This window comes from Mesorhizobium sp. CO1-1-11 (assembly GCF_020164995.1).
Taxonomy (GTDB): domain Bacteria; phylum Pseudomonadota; class Alphaproteobacteria; order Rhizobiales; family Rhizobiaceae; genus Mesorhizobium; species Mesorhizobium australicum.
Map to the genome: position 1 here is coordinate 1 of NZ_JAIUHE010000008.1, position 19,390 is coordinate 19,390.

Genomic DNA, 19,390 nt, shown 5'->3' on the forward strand with positions numbered 1-19,390 from the left:
ACTCCAAAACCCCTTCGGGCCAAAAGTGTTACCCATGTCTCCGGTATAAACCGTAACCTATGTGTCCGGAACGGACCTTGTTTTTTCTGGTCGGAGTGGCAGGATTTGAACCTGCGACCCCCTCGTCCCGAACGAGGTGCGCTACCAGGCTGCGCTACACTCCGTGACCAGATCGCGGGCTTATAGCCGCCACACATCGTTCCTGCAAGCGGCAATGGCAGCCCTTCTGTCGCATTTCGTCCGCTTTCTGCGGGCATTGCCGGAAGGCCCGAATTTCCGTCCGGGATAAACGCGGCTTAAAGCCTTGTGTGCTAAGCCGCTGCCTTGATGGATCGTATTTCTGCCGCTTGGAGCCCTGCCGTCTTGCCCCTAAATATTGTCGGCGAAGCGTGGCCAAACAGCTTCGAATTCGAAACCGCGGCGCTGATCAAGGCATCCGGTTTTCGTGAATATGATGCGCGCTGGTGGTTCGGCCATCCCGGTTCGGCAGTGCCGCCTGAACTCAATCTGATCGGCGTCCAGGCGCTTGGCATGGGGCTCGGCACGGTGATCCGGCGGCTCGGCGCTGGGCCTGACATCGTCACCGGGCATGATTTCAGATCCTATTCGCTCGGCATCAAGCTGGCGTTGGTTTCCGGGCTGATGGCGGCCGGCGCACGGGTGAAGGATATCGGTCTGGCGCTGTCGCCGATGGCCTATTTCGCGCAATTCGCGCTGGAGACGCAGTCGGTGGCCATGGTCACCGCATCGCACAACGAGAATGGCTGGACCGGCGTCAAGATGGGAGCGGCGCGGGCGCTGACCTTCGGCCCCGAGGAGATGAGCGCGCTGAAGGCGATCGTGCTGGCCGCCGATTTCGACCTTACCGGCGGCGGCTCCTATGATTTCGTCGACAATTTTCGCGCCACCTATCTCGACGATGTGACAAGGGACAAGCGCATCACACGAAAGCTGAAAGTGGTCGCCGCCTGCGGCAACGGCACTGCTGGCGCCTTTGCCCCGGAAGCCCTGCAGCGCATCGGCTGCGAAGTGATCCCGCTCGATGTCGAGCTTGATCATACGTTTCCAAACTACAACCCCAATCCGGAGGACATGCAGATGCTGCATGCAATCAGGGACAAGGTGCTGGAGACAGGGGCCGATGTCGGTCTGGGCTTCGATGGCGACGGCGACCGCTGCGGTGTCGTCGACAATGAAGGCAACGAGATCTTTGCCGATAAGGTCGGCGTCATGCTTGCGCGGGATATTTCGCGGCTCCATCCGGGTTCGACCTTCGTCGTCGACGTCAAGTCGACCGGACTGTTCAACACCGACACGGTGCTGCGCGCCAATGGCGCCGTTACCGACTATTGGAAGACCGGCCATTCCTACATCAAGCGCCGGGTTGCCGAACTCGGCGCGGTCGCCGGCTTCGAAAAATCAGGCCACTTCTTCTTCAACCCCCCGATCGGGCGCGGCTATGACGACGGACTGGTCACGGCAATCGCCATCTGTCAGATGCTGGACCGTAACCCCGCCAGTTCGATGGCCGATCTCTACGGGGCACTGCCACTGACCTTCGGCACGCCCACAATGTCCCCGCACTGCGCGGACGATGTGAAATATGGCGTGGTCGAGCGGGTGGTCTCTGATTTTCAGGCGATGAAGCGTGACGGCTCCAGTTTCGCCGGCCAGAAGATCGTGGATCTCATCACCGTCAATGGCGTGCGCGTCGTTGCCGAGGACGGTACCTGGGGTCTGGTGCGCGCTTCGTCGAACAAGCCGGAACTGGTCGTGGTCGTCGAAAGTCCGGTCTCGTCCGAGCGTCGCCGGCAGATGTTCGATGCCGTCGATGCCGTGCTGCGCCGCAGTCCGGAAGTCGGCGCTTACAACCAGACTTTTTGACAGGGCATCCATGGGCCAGCGCATCGTCAGTTTTGTCATGAGCGGCGGCGTCGGCTCTCGGCTGTGGCCGCTGTCACGCGAGGACAACCCCAAGCAGTTCCACGATCTGTCGGGCGACGGTTCCATGCTCGCCAAGACCTTGCGCCGCCTGACGGCGAGACCGGCTGGCGAGACGCCGATCTTCCTGATCGCATCGGAGCGTCACGCCGATCGTGTCCATGTCGACTTGGCCGGTCTCGATCTTGCCGGCGGCGGCCCGCTGTTCGAGCCGGCGGGACGCAACACGGCCGCCGTCGTCGCACTGGCGACCCTGCGCACGCTGTCGGAATTCGGCGACAGCCTGGTTCTGGTGGTGCCCTCGGACCATGAAATAGCGACGGCAGGGCAATTCTGGCAAAGTATCGAGGCGGGATCGCAGGCGGCGCGCGCCGGTCGTCTGGTGGTGTTCGGCATCAAACCGACTCAGCCGGAAATCGGTTACGGCTATATCGAGGTATCGGCCGAGAAGGGCGGGGTGTTCGACGTTTCGCACTTCGTCGAGAAGCCCGACCTTGCGACGGCCAACGACTATCTCAAGGCGGGAAATTTCTACTGGAATACCGGCATCTTCCTGTTTCGGGCCGGTGCCATGCGCGACGCCTTCAAGACATTCCAGCCCGACATCTGGCACGCCACCGAAGCGGCCTACGAGGCGGCCACGACGGACCTGTCCGGCCTCTATATGCCGCTGGAACTTTACGCGGCGATCCCGTCGAACTCGATCGACTATGCCATCATGGAACGGGCAAAAGACATAGCCATGGTGCCGGCCGGCTTCCGCTGGAACGATCTCGGCTCCTGGCAATCGCTCCTCGATGTCGGTCCCGCCGACGACCGGGGCAACGTCGTTGTCGGCGATGTCGTCGCCATAGATTGCGAGAATTCCTATATCCGCAGCGACGGCCGGCTGCTGTCGGCGATCGGCATGAAGGACGTTGCCATTGTCTCGACGGCGGATGCCACTTTCGTTGCCCCGGTGAGCCACAGCCAGCACGTCAAGAAGATCGTCGAACAACTCGAAAAATCGGGACGGCTGGAAACCAGGTTCACGCCGGCGCATGACCGCGTCATCGAAAGTGGCGCCTGGCGGCAGCGCGTTCATCACTGGCTGTTCCAGGAGACCTTGCCGTTGTGGTCGACATCAGGCGTCGACGAGCGCCACGGTGGCTTCCACGAGGCGCTGGGTTTCGACGCCAAGCCGCTCGTCAAGCCCAAGCGCATGCGCACCCAGGCCAGGCAGGTCTATGCCTTCGCGGTTGCCAAGGAGCGCGGTTGGACCGGGCCGGCCGACCGGCTGATCGCGCATGGCATCGACTTCATGGCGGGGCAGGGCCGCACCGAACGGGGCGGTTGGGTGCGCACGCTGAATGTCGATGGCTCCGTCGCCGATCCCGTCGAGGACGCCTACGATCATTCCTGCATCCTGCTGGCGCTGGCGCATGCGCATTTGTCGGGCAATGCCGATGCCTTGCGGCTCGGCCAAGAGACCTTCACCTTCCTCGATGCGCATCTGGAGGACAGCCGCATGACCGGCTTCCTCGACACCTCGGACGGGGCGGGCGAGCGACGCTCCAACCCCCACATGCATCTGCTCGAAGCTTTCCTGGCTTGGCACCAGGCAACCGGTGAGCGTGCGCATCTGCGTCGCGCGGCGCGCATCATCGACCTCTTCCGCAGCCATTTCTTCGACGCCGAGAGCTGGACGCTCGGCGAGTATTTCGATGCAGAATGGAAACCGGTACCGGGAGAGAAGGGGGCCTGGACCGAACCTGGCCATCACTTCGAATGGGCCTCGCTGCTGGTCGATTTCGCCGGCCGCAGCGGCCAGGCCGAACTGAGCGTCTTTGCCCGAAAACTCTACGCCTCGGCAATCGCCAATGGCCTCAACCGGGCCACCGGCCTTGCTTATGGCGCAGTCTCGCGGCAAGGACTGCCGCTCGACCTGATATCGCGCAGCTGGCCGCAGGCCGAGGCGCTCAAGGCGGCGATCGCCCTGGATGGCTCGGGCGGCCCCGATCTGAAGCCGGAGATCGAGGCGAGGGTCGGCCGGCTGTTCCGCTGGCACGTCGACCCGGCGCCGCTCGGCCTGTGGATCGATCGCATCGACGAGCGCGGCCGCTCGCTGGCATCTGACGTGCCGGCGAGCATCTTCTACCATCTGGTCTGTGCGCTGACGCAGTATCTGGATGGAACGGCGGAGAAGTAGGCGGGATCAATACGGACTGGCGACGTCCCCGGTCTCGACATAGATCGACTTCAGCTGCGAATAGAGTGCCAGCGCCGCCAGCGAATTCTCCCGCCCGATGCCGGACTGCTTGACGCCGCCGAAGGGGATTTCCACCGGGGTCAGATTGTACGCGTTGATCCAGCAGGTTCCGGCCTGCAACTCGGCGATGACGCGATGGGCGCGCGGCAGGTCGCGCGTGAAAACACCGGCGGCAAGACCGAACTCGGTGTCGTTGGCGCGGTCGATCACCTCGTCCTCGCTGTTGAATTTCAGCACGCTCATGACCGGGCCGAAAATCTCCTCGCGGGCGATCCGCATCGTGTCGGTGACGGCGGTGAATACGGTCGGCTCGACGAAGAAGCCGCCCTGGAAGCCCTGCAGCGACGGCACATTGCCGCCACAGGCCAGCGTCGCCCCATCCTGCTTGCCGGCCTCGATATAGCCGACGACCTTGTCTTGCTGTGCCTTGGAGACCAGCGGCCCCATCTGCGTTTCCGGGTCGAGCGGATCGCCGATGCGGATTTTCTTGGTCCGCTCGACCAGTCGCTCGACAAAGCGGTCGTGAATGCCGCTCTGGACGAAGACGCGCGTGCCGTTGGAACAGATCTGGCCGGTCGAATAGAAGTTGCCGAGCATGGCGCCGCCAATGGCATTTTCGAGATCGGCATCGTCGAAGACGATCAGCGGCGACTTGCCGCCGAGTTCCATCGTCGCGTGCTTCATCCTGGAGCCCGCTAGCGACAGCACCTTGCGCCCGGTCGGCACCGAGCCGGTCACCGAGACCTTGGCCACGACATCATGGCCGACAAGGCCGGCGCCGACGTCGCCATAGCCTTGCACGACGTTGAACAGCCCATCGGGCAGGCCGGCTTCCGAGTAGATCTCGGCCAGCGCCAGCGCCGAAAGCGGCGTGTTTTCCGATGGCTTGAACACCATGGCATTGCCCATGGCGAGTGCGGGTGCGGATTTCCAGCCGGCGATCTGGATCGGATAGTTCCATGCGCCGATGCCGACACAGACGCCGAGCGCCTCGCGGCGCGTATAGGCGAACGGCCCGCCGAGGTCGACCGCTTCGCCGTTGAAGACAGCGACCGCGCCGGCGAAATATTCAAGGCAGTCCGCGGCGGAAGGTGCATCCGCCACCAGTGTCTCCTGGATCGCCTTCCCGGTGTCGAGCGTCTCGATGCGGGCAAGATCGGCGTTGCGGGCGCGCAAAATGTCGGCGGCTCGGCGCAGGATGCGGCCGCGCTCGACCGGCTTAAGCCGCGCCCAGGCCGGCTGTGCGGCGCGGGCGGCCTCGACCGCCAGTTCCAGCACGTTCGGCGTCGCCGATCGCAGCATGGCGATGGTCTCGCCCGTGGCTGGATAGATCACCGGCAGCGGCGCGCCGCCTTCGTCCTCGATATAGCGTCCGTTGACATAGTGCGAAGCCGTGGGCTGGGCGCGCATGGGAGGTCTCCAATCGTTGTGCCCAAGACGGCTATTGGGCGGGCGCCTGTCGGGCAGCTCACTCTATCGGCGGATCATGGCCTATCTGTCGGAAGCCTGCCAGCGCGGATTGATCCATGGTTCCTGGTTGGACGGCGCGAGCGGCGTGCGGCCAAGGATGTGATCGGACGCTTTTTCGCCGGTCATGATCGATGGCGCGTTGAGGTTGCCGTTGGTCACGCGCGGGAAGATCGAGGAGTCGGCGACCCGCAATCCGTCGACGCCGATGACCCGGCATTCCGGATCGACCACGCTCGATTGATCATCGACGCGGCCCATTCGGCAGGTGCCGCAGGGGTGGTAGGCGCTTTCGGCATGGTCGCGGATGAACAAGTCGAGATCGTCGTCCGACTGGACATGGCTGCCCGGCGAGAGTTCCTGTCCGCGATAGGCATCGAAGGCCGACTGGCCGAAGATCTCGCGGGTCAGGCGGATGCAGTGGCGGAACTCCGCCCAGTCGTCCGGATGCGACATGTAGTTGAAGCGGATGACCGGCTTCGCTTTCGGATCCGGCGAGCGCAGCGTCACCGAGCCGCGCGACTTCGAGCGCATCGGTCCGACATGCGCCTGGAAGCCGTGCGACTTCGCCGCCGCCTTGCCGTCGTAACGCACCGCCGCCGGGATGAAGTGGTACTGGATGTCGGGATAGTCGACGCCTGCCTGCGAGCGCACGAAGGCGGCCGCCTCGAAATGATTGGTGGCGCCAAGGCCCGATTTGAAGAACAGCCACTGCGCCCCGATCATCGCCTTGGAGAACGGGTTCAGCACTGAATTCAGCGTGATCGGTTTGGTCGATTCCTGCTGGATGTAGAGCTCCAGATGGTCCTGCAGGTTGCCGCCGACGCCAGGCCGGTCGGCCACGACGGCAATGCCGTTTTCGTGCAAATGCCCGGCCGGGCCGATACCGGACAGCATCAGGATCTTCGGCGAGTTGATCGACGACGCCGCGACGATTACTTCACGTCGCGCCTTAACGACCTGAATCTGTTTGTGAGCTTCGATCTCGACGCCGATGGCGCGTTGATTCTCGATGATCACCCGGCGCGCAAAGCCTTTGACCAGTCTGACGTTTTTGCGCCGGAGCGCCGGCTTCAGATAGGCTGATGCCGCCGACCAGCGGCGGCCGCCCAGAATGGTCTGCTCCATCGGGCCGAAGCCTTCCTGCTTGGCGCCATTGTAGTCGTCGGTCAGTTCAAACCCTGCCTGGCGGCCCGCTTCGACGAAGGCGCCATAGAGCGGATTGCGCCGGGAGCCGCGCTGCACATGCAGCGGGCCGCCGTGCCCGCGCCAGCCATCCTCGCCGCCATCTGAATCCTCCATGCGTTTGAAGTAGGGCAGCACGTCGGCGAAGCCCCAGCCGGCCGCGCCCTGTTCGGCCCAATGGTCGAAGTCGCGGGCGTGGCCGCGCACATAGACCATGCCGTTGATCGAGGACGAGCCGCCGATCACCTTGCCGCGCGGCGTCGCCAGCACGCGGCCACCCAGATGCGGTTCCGGTTCACTGGCGAATCCCCAGTCGTAGAGGCTCATGTTGAGCGGTATCGACAGCGCCGAAGGCATCTGGATCAGCGGCCCGATATCAGTGCCGCCGAATTCGATGACGATGACCGAATGCTTGCCGTCTTCCGACAGGCGATAGGCCATGGCCGAGCCGGCGGAGCCGGAGCCGATGATAACGAAATCCGCTTCAAGCATGGTTCATATGCGCCATAAAATCGGCGAGCGAAACGTTGCCGCCGGTAGCCACCACCAGGACGGTTTTTCTCGCCACATCCACCTTGCCACCGAGCAATGCCGCCAGCGACGCCGCACCTGACGGTTCGAGCACCAGCTTCATCCGCTCGAAAGCGATCCGCATCGCGCGCCGCACCGACTGATCGTCGACCGTGATGCCGCGCACGCCAGCGGTCTTGACCGCGGCGAACGGCGCGTTGCCGGGCCGGCGCGACATCAGTCCGTCGCAGATCGATTTCGGACCGATCGGCATGGTCTCGATACTGCCATGCGCCAGTGACGAGCCCATGCCGTCGAACCCTTCGGGCTCTACGCCGATGATCTCGGTCGCCGGCGACAGATAGTGGAAGGCGAGCGAAACGCCGCCGATCAGCCCACCGCCGCCGACCGAGCAGAACAAGAGATCGGCGCTGGCATCCTTAGCCGACAGCTGGTCGAGCGCCTCGAGGCCGGCACCCGCCTGACCGGCGACGATCTCGGGATCGTCGAATGGATGCAGGAGCGCTAGCCCTTCTGTTTCAGCGATTTCGCGCGCCTTGGCCGCCGCGACCTCTTCACGCGCGCGATCGCCATGGTCGGTCAGCACAACGCGCGCGCCATAACCCGCGGTAGCATCGCGCTTGGCGGCCGGCGCGTCGATCGGCATGACGATGGTCACGGGAATGCCGAGCGCCTGGCCGGCCGCGGCCAGCCCTTGCGCGAAATTGCCCGAGGAATAGGCAACGACGCCCTTCTTCGCCTCGTCGGGCGAAAGCCGCTTCAGCCGCCAATAAGCGCCGCGAACCTTGAAGGATCCGGCCCATTGCAGCGATTCCGGCTTGATGAAGACCCGGGCCGCGCCGGTTTCCCTGGCGAGCGCCGCCGATTCCAGCAGCGGCGTGACCTGTGTCGCCCGTGACGTTACCGCATAGGCCTGCCTGAGATGGTCGAGAGTGGGAACGAGAAGGTCTGCCATCATTCGCCTCTCGGATACCTTTTGCTTTCTTCGAGATTGTCGAGGTTCATGTGATTGCGCATGTACCGCTCTGACGCCTTCTGCAACGGCTGGAAATCCCAGGGGTAGTAGGCGCCGTTGCGCAGCGCCGGATAGACGACCCAGCGGCGTGCCTGGTTTTCGCGCACGGCGGCATCGAAGCCGGCCATGTCCCAACGCGCCCGGACCTTTTCCAGGAATGCCGCCACAAGACCCGCATTGGCGGGGTCGTCGGCCAGATTGTCCCGCTCGAGCGGATCGGCTTCGAGATCGAACAATTGCGGCGGATCGAGTTCGCAATGGACGAATTTGTACCTGCCTTCGCGGATTGCCACCAAGGGCGCATAGGAGCCCTCCGCCGCGTACTCGATCAGCACCGGTGTCGTGCGCTGCCCGCCCTTGGTGAGCGGCAGCAGCGACTGGCCGTCGGTCCACGGCGCGATCGCCCCGATGTCGATGCCGGCAAGGTCGCAAAGCGTTGGTGCCACGTCGAGATTGGAGACCGGCGCCTCGATCAACCCGGCACGAATGCCCTTGCCGGCAATCATCAACGGCACCCGCGCCGAGCCTTCGAAGAAGCTCATCTTGAACCACAGGCCTCGCTCGCCGAGCATGTCGCCGTGATCCGAACAGAACAGGATGATCGTGTCGTCGGACATGCGCGTTCGCGTGAGAACGTCGAGGAGCTCGCCGACCTTGTCGTCGACATAGGAGATGTTGGCGAAATAGCCGCGCCGCGAACGACGCACCTCTTCAGGCGTGATCTCGAAAGAGGAATAGTCGCTGGCATGGTACAGCCGCCGAGAATGCGGATCCTGCTCGTCTTCGGCGATGTACCCGGTTTCCGGATCCAGCACCTGGCAATGCTCATAGAGATCCCAATACTGCTTGCGCGCGACATAGGGATCGTGCGGATGCGACAGCGAGACGGTGAGGCACCAGGGCCGATGGCTCGCATCGTCCTGTTCGCGCGAAAGCTGATAGAGCTTCTGAGACGCAAGGAACACGACCTCGTCGTCATACTCCATCTGGTTGGTTGTTTCCGCAACGCCGGCGCCGGTCACCGAACCCAGATTATGATACCACCACTCTATGCGCTCACCGGGTTTGCGGTAGTCCGGCGTCCAGCCGAAATCCGCCGGATAGATGTCGGTGGTCAGCCGTTCCTCGAAACCGTGCAGCTGATCCGGTCCGACGAAATGCATCTTGCCCGACAGGCAGGTGTAGTAGCCGGCCGCACGCAAATGATGGGCGAAGGTCGGGATCGACGAGGCGAACTCGGCGGCATTGTCATAGACCCCGGTGCGCGACGGCAACTGGCCGCTCATAAACGAGGCACGGCCCGGCGCGCAGAGTGGCGAGGCGGTGTAGTTGTTGGCAAAGCGCGCCGAACGCGCCGCCAGTGCCTTCAGATGCGGTGTGTGCAGAAATTCCGCCGGCCCATCCGGGAACAAGGTCCCGTTGAGCTGGTCGACCATGACGATCAGGAAATTGGGTCGCTTCGCTGTCACTGCTTGTGCCGTCCGCCAAGTTTGGTTTCGAGATAATCTTCGACCAGCGCGATCGCGGTCGCGGCGTCAGGCACGCCATCCTTCAGCGCGCGCCTGATGTAGAGCCCGTCGATCATCGCCGCCGTCGCTTCCGCGGCGCGGTCGGCTTCGGTCCTCGGCAGGATGCCGGTCAATCCACTCATCAGGTTGGAATGCAGCCGCCGGGCATAGATTCTGAGCAGCCGGCGCAGCGAAGACGATTGCTGCGCCTCGACATAGAAAGCGAGCCAGGCGGCAATGGTTTCAGCCTGGAACTGGACATCGGAGAAGTTGACGGCGACCACGGCCGAGACGCGCTCGCGCGCGGTGCAGGCGCACTGCAGGGCGCGGCGCATATCGATGGTCAGTTCGGCCAGGATGTGCCGCATCGTCGCGAACAGCAGCTCGTCCTTGGCGCCGAAATAGTGGTGGGCGAGCGCCGAAGACACACCGGCGCGTCCGGCGATCTCGGACATGGTCACGTCAAGCGAGCCACGCTCGCCGATCGCCGAGATCGTCGCGTCGATGAGCGCCCTGCGGCGCAATGGCTCCATTCCGACTTTTGGCATGCCGTTTCCGATTTTTGCGGGAGATTATTTTTTATTGACGCGTCAATCAATAAAAAATCGACCTCGACGCGACCTGTACCAAGCGATTGTTGCGTTGCGGCCCTTCACGGCCCGGGCGAGAATGTTTATATTTGAACAATAAAGGCGAAGTGCGTCACGAGCCGTGGGCGCTGGCGCCAAGGATGGAGACCGCCATGACCGCATGCATCGTTGGCTGGGCGCATTCGCGCTTCGGCAAGCTTGAGGGCGAGACGCTCGAAAACCTGATCGTCAAGGTCGCGACGGACGCGCTCGACCATGCCGGCATTGGCCCGGACGAGGTCGACGAGATCTTGCTCGGCCATTTCAATGCCGGTTTTTCGGCGCAGGATTTCACGGCAAGCCTGGTTCTCCAGGCGGACGACCGGCTGCGCTTCAAGCCGGCGACACGCGTCGAGAACGCTTGCGCCACCGGTTCGGCGGCGGTCAGGCAAGGTATCCGCGCCATTGATGCAAACGCCGCCCGCATCGTGCTGGTGGTTGGCGCCGAGCAGATGACGACGACGCCCGGGCCCGAAATCGGCAAGAATTTGCTGAAAGCTTCCTATCTGCCCGAGGACGGCGACACGCCAGCCGGCTTCGCCGGCGTCTTCGGCAAGATCGCGCAGGCCTATTTCCAGCGCTATGGCGACCAGTCGGATGCGCTCGCCATGATCGCTGCCAAGAACCACAAGAATGGCGTCGACAATCCCTATGCGCAGATGCGCAAGGATTTCGGCTATGACTTCTGCCGGCAGGAGAGCGAGAAAAACCCGTTCGTCGCAGGACCCTTGAAGCGTACCGACTGCTCGCTGGTCTCCGACGGCGCCGCTGCCCTTGTCCTTGCCGACACGGCAACGGCGCTGAAGATGCGCCGCGCGGTCGCCTTCCGCGCCAACGAGCATGTGCAGGATTTCCTGCCGATGTCGAAGCGCGACATCCTGACCTTCGAAGGCTGCGAACAGGCCTGGACCCGCGCGCTGAAGAACGCCGGCGTAACGCTCGACGATCTCTCCTTCGTCGAAACGCATGACTGCTTCACTATCGCCGAATTGATCGAGTATGAAGCGATGGGACTGGCCAAGCCGGGTGAGGGCGCCAAACTGGCGCTGGATGGCACAACGGCAAAAGACGGCCGCCTGCCGGTCAATCCCTCCGGCGGACTGAAGGCCAAGGGCCATCCGATCGGCGCCACCGGCGTATCCATGCATGTCTTGACCGCCATGCAGCTTGTCGGCGAAGCCGGCGGCATCCAGGTGCCGGGCGCGAAACTCGGCGGCATCTTCAACATGGGCGGTGCGGCGGTCGCCAACTACGTTTCCATTCTCGACCGGATCAGGTAAACCGCCCCGGCATTCGCGGGAGGTAACATGGCAAATCCGGTTCTGATCGAAGTTTTGCGCGGCGCCATTGTCGAGAGCGCCCATCGCGGCGCCGTCGCCGTCTTCGATGCCGACGGCAAGCCGGTGCTGGAGATCGGCGATACGTCGAAGCCGGTCTTTCCGCGTTCCGCCGTAAAGGCGATCCAGGCCCTGCCGCTTGTCGAAACGGGTGCCGCGGATGCCTATGGCTTCGGTGACCGCGAACTGGCGCTGGCCTGTGCCTCCCACTCCGGCGAGCCGGCGCATGTCGAACTGGCGCGGTCCATGCTGGCCAGGGCCGGGCTGGACGGGTCGGCGCTCGAATGCGGGGTCCACTGGCCCTCGAACCATGACGCGGAGATTGCGCTCGCGCGTGCCGGCGGCTCACCGAATGCGTTGCATAACAATTGTTCCGGCAAGCACTCCGGTTTCCTCTGTACCTGCGTCCATTTGGGCATCGCGCATCGCGGCTATGTCAGACCGGATCACGCCCTGCAGGAAATGGTGCGCGACGCCATGCAGGCAGTCACCGGCGCTGTCCACGGCCCCGACGCACGCGCGGTCGACGGCTGCTCGATTCCGACCTATGCGGTGCCGCTCAGGAGTTTCGCGCTCGGCTTTGCTCGCATGGCCACGGCCCAAGGCTTTGGCCCGGAGCGGGCGAAGGCCGCGAAGCGGCTGCTTTCGGCCTGCATGGCGGAGCCGTTCTTCGTGGCCGGCACCGGCCGCGCGGACCTGTTGCTGATGGAAGCCGCTCCGAGGCGAATTTTCGCCAAAGGCGGGGCCGAGGGCGTCCATTGTGCCGCAATTCCGGAACTCGGCCTCGGCATCGCGGTCAAATGCGATGACGGTGCCGGGCGCGCCGGCGATGCAATCGCCGCCGCGGTCCTCGCCAGGCTGCTGCGGGCGGACGAGGCCTTGGCGGCGAAGCTGCTCGAACTGGGGAATGCGCCTATCGAAAGCCGGATTGGCGCCAAGGTCGGGGCGCTGAGGCCGACGCCGGCCCTGAATTGAAGGCGGTAATCAGCTGACGCGGTTGCGCTCCACGGTCAGGTGCGCATAGCCGCTGCGGCTGGTCTGGGTGAGGTCTGATGTCACCGGCTCGGCCCAGCGCTGGCCGACAACCGCTCCGTTCGACGCGCCATCGATGACGTTGTCGGAGATGACGGCCGTGCCGGCACCTTCGACCACACTGACGACGATGCCGGTGCCTGCCTTGCGAATGATGTTGCCGGTGGCCACGACGTTGCGCAGATACGGCCCCCAGCCGATCGACATGCCGTAGAGCGGCGCGTTCTCGATGACGTTGTTGGAAGCGACGGTGTCGGCCTCGACGGCGATCCCAACGCCGAAGCCGGGTGGATCCGCGGTATAGGGGCCTGATGTCGACAGATTGCGCACGATGTTGCCGGAGCAGATACCCATGCGGCCGCCTTCGTTGAAGTTGACGATCGAGATGCCGTTGGCCGCGCCGTCGACGATGTTGTTGGAGATGACAGCACCTTCGAACGAGAACTCGGAATAGACCGCGGTCTCGCCCGAGCGCGAGCAGGTGTTGCCCGATATCTGCAAATTGCTGGAACTGTTGGCCCGGATCGCCGAGAAGGCGCAGTCGGAGACCACATTGCCCGAGATGACGACATTGCCGGCGCGGAAGGCATTGATGCCGTTGCCGTTCTGGCCGGTGCCGCCGCTGCGCGCGCCAATGCGTTCGACGCGGTTGCCGGTGACCATGGTGCCGTCTTCCGCAGCTTGCCAGCGGTGCACTAGGATGCCGCCATTGGCGCAATCGGAGACGGTGTTGCCTGATATCGCCAGCCCTGCGGCCTCCACCGAATAGATGCCGGCGTCCGCCGCCCCCGATATGTCCGAACGCTCGATCAGGCCCGCGGCGTGTTCCAGCGCCAGCCCGTTCTTGCCGCTGCCCGTGATCTGGCAGTTGTCAACCACGAGATGCGCCACCCGGCGCAGATCGAGCAGTCCTTGCGCGTAGTCGCCCATAGAGCGGTTCGCGCCGTCGAAAACCAGTCCGCTGAGTTCGATATGGTCGGCCTGTTCGGCCATGAACAAATGGCCGTCGCCGCCATAGACGATCCGCGTCGCGCCCGGCACGCCGGAAAGACGCACGCGACCAGGCAGCGAGAGATTGGACACCACATAGGTGCCGGGCGGCAGGAAGACCGGCATGTCACGGCCATTCGCGTCGCGCAGCAGCTTGGCGAAGGCCTTGCTCTGGTCGTCAAACGTACCGGGCTGGACGCCAAGTTCGGTGGCGTTGATCGAGCCGCGCATCGAGGCTTTCTCGATGCCGGTCAGGCGGGCGGCCGCCGCCTTGCCGAGCGCGAGGTCCATGACGGCAAAGCAGGTGGTCTGCGTCAGCAGGGTTCGTCTGTTCAACATCGGCACAGAATCCCAGTGTTCCGCCCCGACACCGCAGGAATCATGCCAGACGTTCAACGCGCCTCTTCTCGGCGGCAATGACTTGTCGGGCAGCCACTCGGCGCCTAAGTTCAGGGGATGAGCAGAGCTTTTACCCGCGAAGAAGACAGCGAAAACGCGATCGCCGGTGTTGGCGAGCGGCCGATCAGCACGCACCGGAACCTGGTGACGGAGCGCGGCCTGGCGCAGATCGACGACAATCTGGCCGATCTGCGCGATATCATGGCGAAAGCGGAGCGGAAAGCCGACCGCGAGCGCATCGCGGTCGTGTCGCGCGATCTGCGCTACTGGACCGCGCGACGCGAGAGTGCCGAGCTTTCCGTGCCGGAGCCCGGCAGCGATGTCGTCCGCTTCGGCATGGGTGTCACGCTGCAAAGTGACGACGGCAGGAAGGTGCACTGGAAGATTGTCGGCGAGGATGAAGCCGATCCGGCCAAGGGCAGCATCTCGCACGTCTCGCCTATGGCGGTCGCGCTGTTCGGCAAGAAGGTTGGCGACGTGGCCAGCGTCAACGGCAAGGAGTGGGAGATCGTCAAGCTCTCGGAGAGTTAGTCTTCAAGCTTGACGACATGCTCGCGGAAGAATGCGGCCGCACCCGCTTCGTCTATCTCGCCGGCAGCGACCATCATCACCAATTGGATGACCTCCTCCTGTTCGGCTTCGATGCTTAATCCGTTGAAATAGAGAAACAAGTCGGCCGCAGCGAAAGCCGTGCGCTTATTCCCATCGACGAACGGATGGTTCTTTGCGATGCCGAAGAGATAGGCGGCAGCGAGTTCGCTCAGATCCGGCTCGCCGTATGCTTCTTTCTGTTGCGGACGTGCGAGCGCCGATTCCAACAGGCCTTCATCGCGGATACCCGACGCGCCGCCGTGAAGACGCAACTGCTCGGCATGCATCGCCTCCACGAACTCTCGCGAATGATGTGCCGTCATTTTGCGAGCGCGCGGTAGGCAACCTCGTATTTCCTCATCCGCTCGCGCGCTACCTTCATCTTGCGCTCGAATTCTTCGGCAGAATCTTCCAATCGGCGCAAGCGAAGCTCTTGACCTTCCTGGACGACGACCACGTTGTCGCCTGTCTTGAGATTCAATCGATCGAGAAGCTCTTTCGGCAGAATCACGCCGTCCGAATTCCCGATCTTGCGAATTGTGGTGTTCATGATGAAACATCCTGTTGCAACGCTAATTATAACGCGGTGCGCCGGGTGTTGCAACAGATATTATAACAGATTCGTCACGAGGATAGCAGCCGATCCAGCAGCCGCTCCGCCGCTTCCGGAATGACCGTGCCCGGCGGGAAGATTTCCGCCGCGCCGGCTTGCAGCACCGCATCATAGTCCTGCGGCGGGATGACGCCGCCGGCCACGATCAGCATGTCGCCGCGGCCGAGCTTCTTCAGCGTGTCGCGCAATTCTGGGATCAGCGTCAGGTGACCCGCTGCCAGCGATGAGGCGCCGATGATGTGGACGTCATTCTGGACAGCCAGTTTCGCGATCTCTTCCGGCGTTTGGAACATGGCGCCGACGGTAACGTCGAAGCCGAGATCGGCGAAGGCCGTGGCGATCACCTTCTGCCCGCGGTCGTGGCCGTCCTGTCCCATCTTGGCCACGAGGATGCGCGGCTTGCCGCCGTTTTTGTTTTCGAAGGCACCGAGCTTGTCCTGCAGGCGGTCGATCACCGGACTGTCGCCAAGCGCCTTGCGGTAGACACCGGAAATGGTCTGCACCGTGGCCACATGGCGGCCATAAGCTCTTTCCAGGGCGAACGAGATTTCGCCGACAGTGGCATTGGCGCGCGCGGCGCGGATGGCGAACTCCAGGAGGTTGTCCTCGCTCTGTGCGGCACGGGTCAGCGCATCTAGCGCGCTTTCGACGGCAGCGACGTCGCGCGTGCCCTTCAGCCGTTGCAGCTTCGAGAGTTGCCGGGCCCTGACCTCGGCATTGTCGATCTTCAGCACGTCGACCTCGATATCGGTTCCGGGGCGATGCGCATTGACGCCGACCAGCATCTGCTCGCCGGAATCGATGCGCGCCTGCGTGCGGGCCGCTGCTTCCTCGATGCGCAGCTTGGGTATGCCCTTTTCGATCGCCGCCGCCATGCCGCCGAGAGCCTCAACCTCCTCGATATGGGCGAGCGCACGCGCCGCCAGATCGTGTGTCAGCCGTTCGAGATAGGCCGAACCGCCCCACGGATCGATGATGCGCGTGGTGCCGGATTCCTTCTGCAGGACGAGTTGCGTGTTGCGGGCGATGCGCGCCGAATGGTCGGTCGGCAGCGCCATTGCTTCGTCGAACGAGTTGGTGTGCAGCGACTGGGTATGCCCCTGGGTCGCGGCCATCGCCTCGATCATGGTGCGGATGATGTTGTTGTAGGGATCCTGTGCCGTCAGCGACCAGCCGGAGGTCTGGCAATGGGTGCGCAGGGACAGCGACCGCTCGTCCTTTGGCGCGAAGTTCTTTTTCATCAGCGTCGCCCACAACAGGCGTGCGGCCCTGAGCTTGGCCACTTCCATGAAGAAATTCATGCCGATTGCCCAGAAGAACGACAGGCGCGGCGCGAAACGGTCGATGTCGAGCCCCGCCGCGACGCCGGCGCGGGCATACTCGATCCCGTCGGCGATCGTATAGGCGAGCTCCAGGTCGGCGGTCGCGCCGGCCTCCTGCATGTGATAGCCGGAGATCGATATCGAGTTGAACTTCGGCATGTTCTTCGAGGTGTAGGAGAAGATGTCCGAGACGATCCGCATCGAGGGCTTCGGCGGATAGATGTAGGTGTTGCGGACCATGAACTCCTTCAGAATATCGTTCTGAATGGTCCCGGCCAAATCCTTCTGCGCGACGCCTTGCTCTTCCGCCGCCACGATGTAGAGCGCCATGATCGGCAGCACCGCGCCGTTCATCGTCATCGACACGGTCATCTCGCCGAGCGGAATGCCGTCGAACAATTGCCGCATGTCGAGGATGGAATCGATAGCCACACCCGCCATGCCGACATCGCCGGCGACGCGCGGATGGTCCGAATCATAGCCGCGGTGCGTGGCGAGATCGAAGGCAACCGAAAGGCCTTTCTGGCCGGCGGCAAGGTTGCGCCGGTAGAAGGCGTTGGATTCTTCGGCGGTCGAAAAACCGGCATATTGCCGGATGGTCCAGGGTTGCTGGACATACATGGTCGGGTAGGGGCCGCGCACGAAGGGCGGCAGGCCCGGATAGGTGTCGAGATGCGACAATCCCTTGAGGTCGCCCTGACTGTACAGCTGCTTGACGACAAGGCCTTCCGGCGTTGTTCGCTGTCCCTTGACCTCGACAGGCGCGCGGCGCGGCGGCACCCAGCCGATCTGACTGAAATCCGGAATCAAGAAGCGGCCCCGATGGATTGATCGATGCGGACCGGAGACAACGCTTCGCACAGGACGACGCCCTCGGTGAAGGCAGGTCGCTTCTCTGCGTCCAGCGTCTCGACCGGGCGCTCGCTTTTCAACGGATAAAGCGTGGCGCCGACAATGGCCCGCTCGTCTGACTTGAAGGCTATGGCGCGATGGGCGGCGGCGTTGCGGACGCGCTGCTGGATATGTCCGTCCCGAAGGCTGGACAGCACGCCACCCTCAGCCTCGATGGCCTGTAATTCCGCCCACGCGGCTTCGCAAAGGTCTGAGGTCAGCGCTTCGACGGCGCCGGAGCCATAGGCGGGATCGGCGACATGATCGACATGGCTTTCATTGGCCATGATCAGCTGCGCGTTGCGCGCGACGCGGCGGGCAAAGGCGGCCGGCAGGCCGTGCGCGATCGTATGCGGCAGGATTGAGATCGAATCGGCGCCTCCCGCCGCCGCGGCGAAGCAGCCGATCGTCGTGCGCAGGATGTTGGTTTCGGGATCCAATGCCGTCATCATGCGAAATGATGTCTCGGCATGGATGTTGGCCGTGGAATTGGGGATCGAGCAGGCCTCCTGCACCCGTGCCCACAGCCTGCGCAGGGCTCGCACCTTGGCCATCGACAGGAACTGGTCCTGGTCGACGCTGAGCGCGAAACCGATATGAGGCGCGGCATAGACGAGCGGCTGCCGCGCCTTCTCGAACATTCGCAGATACGAGACCGCCGAGGCCAGCATGATGCCGAGTTCCTGCGCTTCCGTGGCGCCGGCATTGTGGAAGACGCGACCGTCTGCCTCCAGAAGCACACCCGGAACGCCCATCGAGAAGAAATGCGCCAGCGATTGCGGCATGGACTCCTGCAGCGCCTCGATCGACATGCGCAGCCGGCCGGTGCCGGCGAGGATAGCAGCCGGATCGATGCCGAAAGACAGGTTGAGCTTTGCCGGATCGGAGCGGCGCTTGCTCAGGAACGCCACCAGCCAGTCGGCCATGGGGCGGCTCCAGGGGTGGGTGTCGATACGGATCTGGACCCGGTTGAGGGGCACGCCCTCCAGCACCGTCTCAAGCGCCTGCGCCGTCCTCGGCAGGCCGTAGCCAAACGCGTTCGGGGCGCCCTCGAAGACAAGCGACAATCCCGTCGCGCCCTGGGCGACATCTTCCAGGACCTGCCTCTTGGCGCGTCCGACATCGGGGTCGTCGACGCGCTGGCTGACGATCCACGGCGATTGAGGATTGGCGCGCACGATCGGTTCCGTTCCGGCCGCGCGTTCATAGAGCGGCTCGACGCGGATATTGTCGTCGGTATGCGAGACCAGCTGTTCCTCGAAGGAGGCGCCGGCCAACGCTTTTCCCGCCAGGGTCAGCCATCGCTGACGCTCCGCATTCGTTGGCTCAACATCCCTGGTCAAGGCTCCGGCGCCCATTCATCGTCCTCGTTCTATGTGGCCGCACCAGCCCGGGCAGCCTAATCTACGGTCCCCGGTCAGTTATCGCAATGCACGCCCAGGCTTGAATTCGACCACCTGATATTCGATCCACCTGATATAGGTCGCTTGCGTGGACGGACCATGGACGATTGCCAAACACCATCGAAATCCGCAAGTTCCAAAATCCGATTTTGGCGATTGGTCCGATTTGGACGATAGCCCTGATTGGATGATTGGCCCCGCCTTGGACAATTGTCATTGTCGCTGTCCGGCAGCCTCACTATACCTTCGGGCACAGGCTGGCTTTAGACACATCAGTTTTGCGGAGAC

Annotated in this window: 15 protein-coding genes and 1 tRNA gene; 5 read left to right on the forward strand and 11 right to left on the reverse strand. The window is 63.6% G+C overall.

The features are described from left to right. Positions 1–87 precede the first annotated feature (87 nt). A tRNA-Pro gene (locus LB554_RS10715) sits at positions 88–164 on the reverse strand. A gap of 199 nt (positions 165–363) precedes the next feature. Here LB554_RS10715 and LB554_RS10720 point away from each other — a divergent pair. Further along, on the forward strand, positions 364–1,884 hold the full coding sequence (locus tag LB554_RS10720) for a phosphomannomutase/phosphoglucomutase (protein ID WP_224584454.1): 1,521 nt from the start codon (positions 364–366) through the stop codon (positions 1,882–1,884). 10 nt (positions 1,885–1,894) lie between these two features. Further along, the gene (locus LB554_RS10725) at positions 1,895–4,129 is read left to right on the forward strand and encodes a mannose-1-phosphate guanylyltransferase/mannose-6-phosphate isomerase (protein WP_224584456.1); all 2,235 of its coding nucleotides are present in this window, start codon (positions 1,895–1,897) and stop codon (positions 4,127–4,129) included. A gap of 6 nt (positions 4,130–4,135) precedes the next feature. Here LB554_RS10725 and betB read toward each other — a convergent pair whose 3' ends face one another. The 5 genes from betB to betI form a co-directional block, all read right to left on the reverse strand. Then, on the reverse strand, positions 4,136–5,599 hold the full coding sequence (gene betB, locus LB554_RS10730) for a betaine-aldehyde dehydrogenase (protein ID WP_224584458.1): 1,464 nt from the start codon (positions 5,597–5,599) through the stop codon (positions 4,136–4,138). A gap of 81 nt (positions 5,600–5,680) precedes the next feature. Next, positions 5,681–7,333, reverse strand: coding sequence for a choline dehydrogenase (gene betA, locus LB554_RS10735; RefSeq protein ID WP_140618605.1), 1,653 nt, complete (start codon positions 7,331–7,333; stop codon positions 5,681–5,683). After that, positions 7,326–8,330, reverse strand: a complete 1,005-nt coding sequence (locus LB554_RS10740) for a threonine/serine dehydratase (RefSeq protein ID WP_224584460.1) — start codon at positions 8,328–8,330, stop codon at positions 7,326–7,328. Before LB554_RS10740 ends, betA begins: the two co-directional genes overlap by 8 nt. Next, the gene (gene betC / locus LB554_RS10745) at positions 8,327–9,856 is read right to left on the reverse strand and encodes a choline-sulfatase (protein WP_224584461.1); all 1,530 of its coding nucleotides are present in this window, start codon (positions 9,854–9,856) and stop codon (positions 8,327–8,329) included. The genes LB554_RS10740 and betC overlap by 4 nt, the downstream gene beginning before the upstream one ends. After that, positions 9,853–10,443 carry a choline-responsive transcriptional repressor BetI gene (gene betI, locus LB554_RS10750; protein ID WP_224584463.1) on the reverse strand — a complete coding sequence of 197 codons (591 nt, stop codon included), beginning with the start codon at positions 10,441–10,443 and terminating at the stop codon, positions 9,853–9,855. The genes betC and betI overlap by 4 nt, the downstream gene beginning before the upstream one ends. Positions 10,444–10,637: 194 nt before the next feature. Here betI and LB554_RS10755 point away from each other — a divergent pair, with 194 nt between their 5' ends. Together LB554_RS10755 and LB554_RS10760 are read left to right on the forward strand one after the other, a co-directional pair. Further along, positions 10,638–11,804, forward strand: a complete 1,167-nt coding sequence (locus tag LB554_RS10755) for an acetyl-CoA acetyltransferase (protein ID WP_224584466.1) — start codon at positions 10,638–10,640, stop codon at positions 11,802–11,804. A gap of 27 nt (positions 11,805–11,831) precedes the next feature. Then, a complete protein-coding gene (locus tag LB554_RS10760) occupies positions 11,832–12,836 on the forward strand; it encodes an asparaginase (RefSeq protein ID WP_224584468.1) in 1,005 nt (334 codons plus the stop codon). A 9-nt stretch (positions 12,837–12,845) separates the two neighbouring features. On the opposite strand, the gene LB554_RS10765 is transcribed toward LB554_RS10760, so the two are convergent. After that, the gene (locus LB554_RS10765) at positions 12,846–14,222 is read right to left on the reverse strand and encodes a TIGR03808 family TAT-translocated repetitive protein (protein ID WP_224584470.1); all 1,377 of its coding nucleotides are present in this window, start codon (positions 14,220–14,222) and stop codon (positions 12,846–12,848) included. A 117-nt stretch (positions 14,223–14,339) separates the two neighbouring features. Here LB554_RS10765 and greA point away from each other — a divergent pair, with 117 nt between their 5' ends. Then, positions 14,340–14,813, forward strand: coding sequence for a transcription elongation factor GreA (gene greA, locus LB554_RS10770; RefSeq protein WP_015318663.1), 474 nt, complete (start codon positions 14,340–14,342; stop codon positions 14,811–14,813). On the opposite strand, the gene LB554_RS10775 is transcribed toward greA, so the two are convergent. The 4 genes from LB554_RS10775 to LB554_RS10790 form a co-directional block, all read right to left on the reverse strand. Next, positions 14,810–15,196: a type II toxin-antitoxin system death-on-curing family toxin gene (locus LB554_RS10775; protein WP_224584472.1), complete on the reverse strand. Its 387-nt coding sequence runs from the start codon at positions 15,194–15,196 to the stop codon at positions 14,810–14,812. The genes greA and LB554_RS10775 overlap by 4 nt on opposite strands. Then, entirely contained in the window at positions 15,193–15,423 is a 231-nt protein-coding gene (locus LB554_RS10780; protein ID WP_015318661.1) for an AbrB/MazE/SpoVT family DNA-binding domain-containing protein, read from the reverse strand. Before LB554_RS10780 ends, LB554_RS10775 begins: the two co-directional genes overlap by 4 nt. 74 nt (positions 15,424–15,497) lie before the next feature. Beyond that, positions 15,498–17,618: a methylmalonyl-CoA mutase gene (gene scpA, locus LB554_RS10785; protein ID WP_224584475.1), complete on the reverse strand. Its 2,121-nt coding sequence runs from the start codon at positions 17,616–17,618 to the stop codon at positions 15,498–15,500. Continuing rightward, positions 17,615–19,057 (reverse strand): methylmalonyl-CoA mutase subunit beta, encoded by a 1,443-nt coding sequence (locus LB554_RS10790; RefSeq protein WP_224584477.1) that lies wholly within the window; start codon positions 19,055–19,057, stop codon positions 17,615–17,617. The genes scpA and LB554_RS10790 overlap by 4 nt, the downstream gene beginning before the upstream one ends. Positions 19,058–19,390 lie beyond the last annotated feature (333 nt).